The following is a 4,179-nucleotide window of genomic DNA, read 5'->3' as shown; positions in this document are numbered from 1 at the left end:
CGCCACCCTCGGGCGTGAACTTCACGGCGTTGGAAATCAGGTTCAGCATGACCTGCTTCAGCGCCCGCTGATCCGCCTCAATGGTCGGCAGCTCCGGCGCGTCGATAATCAGCTTCAGCCCCGCCTCCTCGATCTTGCCGCGCATAAGCAGGGCCGCGTCGGTCGCAACCTCCTTCAGCGACACCCGCTCATAGTGCAGGGTGACCTTGCCGGCCTCGATCTTGGCCATGTCCAGAACGTCGTTGATCAGGCTCAGCAGATGCTGGCCCGACTTCAGGATGTCGGCGGCATAGCCCTTGTATTTGGCGTGGCCCAGAGGTCCGAACATCTCATTGGCCATGATCTCGGAGAAGCCGTTGATGGCATTCAGCGGCGTGCGCAGCTCGTGGCTCATGTTGGCCAGGAATTCGGACTTGGCCTGGTTGGCGGCCTCGGCGCGAGTCATGGCGACTTCGTACTTGCGGGCCAGCAAGCGCAGCTTGTCCTCGCGGTCTTCCAGCTCGGTGATGGTGGTGTGCAAGGCCTCCGTGGCGCGTTGGCGCTCGGCCTCCTTCAGCTTGATGGCAGTGATGTCGGCCGCCGTGACGACCGAGCCCCCGTCGGAGGTCTGGCGTTCGATCAGCTGCAGCCAGCGCCCGTCATTCAGTTCGATCTCGCGCGCACCCTCGCGGCCACCGGTGGCGGGCTGGTCCGACTTGATGGCCAGGGCGGCGATCTGGTTCAGATCCTGCTTGAACGCACCGCGTCGCAGGACCCCCTCGCCGAAGTCGAAGGTCTCCTGAAAGGCCTGGTTCGACAGGATCAGTCGGCCGCTACGGTCAAACAGGACAAAAGCGTCGGACACGCTCTCGATACCGTCGCGCAGACGCATCTCCGCCGCCTGGGCCTGGGCCTTCGAACGCCGGGCCTCGGTCGTGTCCAGAGCGATACCCAGCACGCTGGTAAAGCCCGCCTCGCCGCGCTCGCCCCGCGCCTGGCCTCGCGCGTCGATCCAGCGGGCCTTGCCCTTGGCGTCGGGCACGGGAAAGCTGACCTCGAAGGTCCCGAACATCTGGGCCTGTTGCAGGGCGTGCAGCACAGCGTCGTGGTAGGTGTGATGGATCCTGGCCAACACCGTCTTGACGGGCAGGGAGCCGCCCTCTTCGAGCCCCAGCAGTCCGGCCATGAAGTCCGAGATGGTGATGACCTCGGCCTCGGTATCCCATTCCCAGACGCCGCATCGCGCCGCCTCGACCGCACCGCGGAACCGCTGTTCCGACGCCGCCCAGGCCTTACTGATGCTCTGTTGCTTGCGCTCGACCAGCAGGACCAGGCCGATAACGGCCAGCCCCAATCCGGCGGGAATGATGAGAATCCAGCCGTCGCTGAACCAGCCCAGCGCCCCCCCAGTTGCACCGGTCGTGGCCACGGCGATCAGGTCGGTGTCCGCAATCGGCAGGGCCATCCGCCGCACGCTCCTGGCGTCGATTTTCAGTTGATCGGCCTGCCCGTCTGCGCGGATCGGTCGAACGGCCAGGCCCAGACCGTTCAGGTCCTGCGCCGACGTCGTCACGACCGTCGTCGGCCCAGCCAGCAGCCACAGTTGCGCCCCGTCGCGCGGCTGCAGCGACGGCAGCGGAACGCGCCCGACCAACCGACGGCCATCCGTCAGATCGCGCGGTATGAGCAGATGCTGCCGGTCACTGGCCAGGGCAGGACTGATCTCGGACGCAACGAAAGCCTCTGCTCGATCTCCTGCGGTGGCCCCGACGCGGCCGGATGGCGCGACGATGGCGAAGCTGGCGTCCGGAGCCGCCGCGCGCGCCTGGGCGACGATCTGGGCGTCGGATGTGCCGGAGCGGATTGCGGCCCGGCCGGCCGCCTGTACCGGCGCGATCAGCCGCTCGACCTCCAGCGCCAGGATGCGCGCCTCGCGGTCCACGGCCTCGAGACGCAGGCTGTCGGTCTCCGCGCCGGGCTGAGCGACTTCGCGCGTGAACAGCAGCATGCCCAGGGCGATGACCAGCACGAGCGCCAGTATCCCGACCCGCAACCAGGCGGGAGCGCCGTCACGACGGTCGGTCGCCCGACGCCCCTCGGCGGTTATGCGGCGCTCTGTGCTCCGCAAGCGTTGATCCCCCAGCCCAAATCACCAGAGCCGGAATCTAGGCTGCGTCGCGGATTCGTGTCGAGGACTGGTTTACCGATCCTCAACGCTTTCAGGCGGCCTGTGACTCAGAAGACTCGCGCCGCGCCGGCTTGACCTTCGGGCGGGCCAGAACGTCGGTGATCGACTGCAGCAGGCTGCGCGCCTGTCGGGCCAGTTGCACCATTTCAGGTGGCGCATCGTCGGGGTCCTGATCGACGGCCTCGACCAGTTGCGAGGCGATGACCATCAGCTTGGGGGCCGCCGCGATCAGTCGCGCCTGGAACTCGATATGGTCCGGGTCGCGGTCGTATTCCGCGCCGGGCACGCGCCAGCCGCCCCAGTCCATGCGGTCTGTGACCACCACGGGATAGGTCCCTGGGAAGGGGTGATGGGTGCAATCCTCGGGCTGCTGCCATTTGTTGCGCACCCGCATCAGCCGCCACAGACCCATGTTGGCCGATGAGGCGTCCTCGGTGGGAACGAACAGCTCATTGGCCTGAAACTCGCGTCCCAACCCAACCTCATAGGTCACGCGAATCGGCTCGGAGAAGCCCTTGGCCCAGACCGGCTTGACCTTTTCGATCTCGGCCCAGGCTCCGACGCACTTTACCCAGACGGTCTGGCCCTTTTGAAACTGTGCGAGCGCCATGGTCTCATCCCTGTTGAACACACAGGGTGGCGTCCAGCCGTGAACACACGGTTCCGCAAAAAGGTTAAGACGACGATCTTCAGCGTGAAATCGACTCCAGCGCCTCGCCTGCGTACCGCTCCTTGACCCGCGTCGACAGGTCGCCCAGCGACACTACGCCGACCAGACGCCCGTTCTTGTCCAGCACCGGCAGGCGGCGGATCTGGCGGCTGGCCATGGCGTCCAGCACGGTCTTCAGATCGTCGTCCGCCCGCGCCGTCATCGCGTCGCGCGACAGGCATTCCAGCACGGTGGAGGTCGTCTCCGCCCCCGAAGCCAGGCCGCGCACCACGATATCGCGGTCGGTAATCGTCCCGATCAGCTGATCGCCGTCGGCCACGGGCATGAAGCCGAAATTGCCATCCTTCATGCGCACGGCGACCTCGTGCAGCGTGTCGGTCGGCCGTGCGACCTGGACGTCCTTGCTCATCACGTCACGGACTTTCATCGAGAGCTCTCCAGCGGTTGCGATGCTGCCAGAACCCTTGCCGTGGACCGGAGTTCCCGCCGCGCGATCAGGGCCGGGTCTGAGCCGGTAGCCCCTGCGCCGCCCGCACCATCTGAACAAACGCGGCCCGCTCTCCATACGGGTCGTCGCCGCGCGCACCCTGTGCCTGGTCAAGGACGGCGTCCCAGCCGTAGCCGGCGTCCATCCACGGATCGTCGCGCAGCTTCTGGCCGAAGGCGGCGACCGCCAGGGCCCAGCGGGTGCTCTCCGGTGCCGAGCCCGCAGCATTGCCGCTGTTGGACAGCACGCGCTGGATCAGGCGCGAGGTGTCGCCACCGGGCGGCTTGAACCGCACCTGGACGAAGCCGACCTCGCCGTCCGGATCGCCGCCGCCCACGCCGATGGAGCGGTTGGAGGGATACCTGCGCTCTGGAATCTGGCTGGGGCCGCCCACGGGGGTGATCTCGTACAGGGCCGTGACCGACGCCCCCGACCCGACCTCGCCCGCGTCGATGCGGTCGTTGTTGAAGTCTTCCTCGTTCAGCAGCCGGGTCTCATAGCCGATCAGCCGGTATTCGCTGACGCGGGCAGGGTTGAACTCCACCTGAATCTTGACGTCGTCGGCGATGGGAAAGGCCCCCTTGTCGAAGGCCGGGCCAAACAGACGACGCGCCTCGTTCAGGTTGTCGACATAGGCGGCGGTGCCATTGCCGGCCTGGCTGATCGCCTGCATCCGCACGTCCTGATAGTTGCCGCGCCCGAAGCCATAGACCGACAGATAGATGCCGGTCTCCCGCTTGGCGGCGACATAATCCTCCAGCCGCTGGTTGTCGGTCTGGCCCACGTTGAAGTCGCCGTCGGTGAACATCAGGATGCGGTTGACCTTGTCGCGCCCGAAGGCGGCCTCGGCCTGCT

General features: G+C 66.8%; 4 protein-coding genes. All 4 read right to left on the bottom strand.

From position 1 onward, the window contains the following. A partial coding sequence (locus JHC81_RS13940) for a histidine kinase dimerization/phospho-acceptor domain-containing protein (protein ID WP_292175676.1) occupies positions 1 to 2,107 on the bottom strand: 2,107 nt, incomplete at its 3' end. Positions 2,108 to 2,198: 91 nt separating this feature from the next. Beyond that, positions 2,199 to 2,777, bottom strand: a complete 579-nt coding sequence (locus tag JHC81_RS13935; RefSeq protein ID WP_292175675.1) for a hypothetical protein — start codon at positions 2,775 to 2,777, stop codon at positions 2,199 to 2,201. Between the two features lie 79 nt (positions 2,778 to 2,856). Next, entirely contained in the window at positions 2,857 to 3,264 is a 408-nt protein-coding gene (locus JHC81_RS13930) for a CBS domain-containing protein (protein WP_292175674.1), read from the bottom strand. 67 nt (positions 3,265 to 3,331) lie between these two features. Next, on the bottom strand, positions 3,332 to 4,179 hold an 848-nt coding region (locus JHC81_RS13925), incomplete at its 5' end, for a YfbK domain-containing protein (protein WP_292175673.1).

The sequence above is a fragment of the Brevundimonas sp. genome (genome assembly GCF_016463295.1).
Taxonomy (GTDB): Bacteria; Pseudomonadota; Alphaproteobacteria; order Caulobacterales; family Caulobacteraceae; genus Brevundimonas.
Note: the sequence above shows the minus strand (reverse complement) of the source record. Positions and strands in the feature narration are given on the sequence as shown.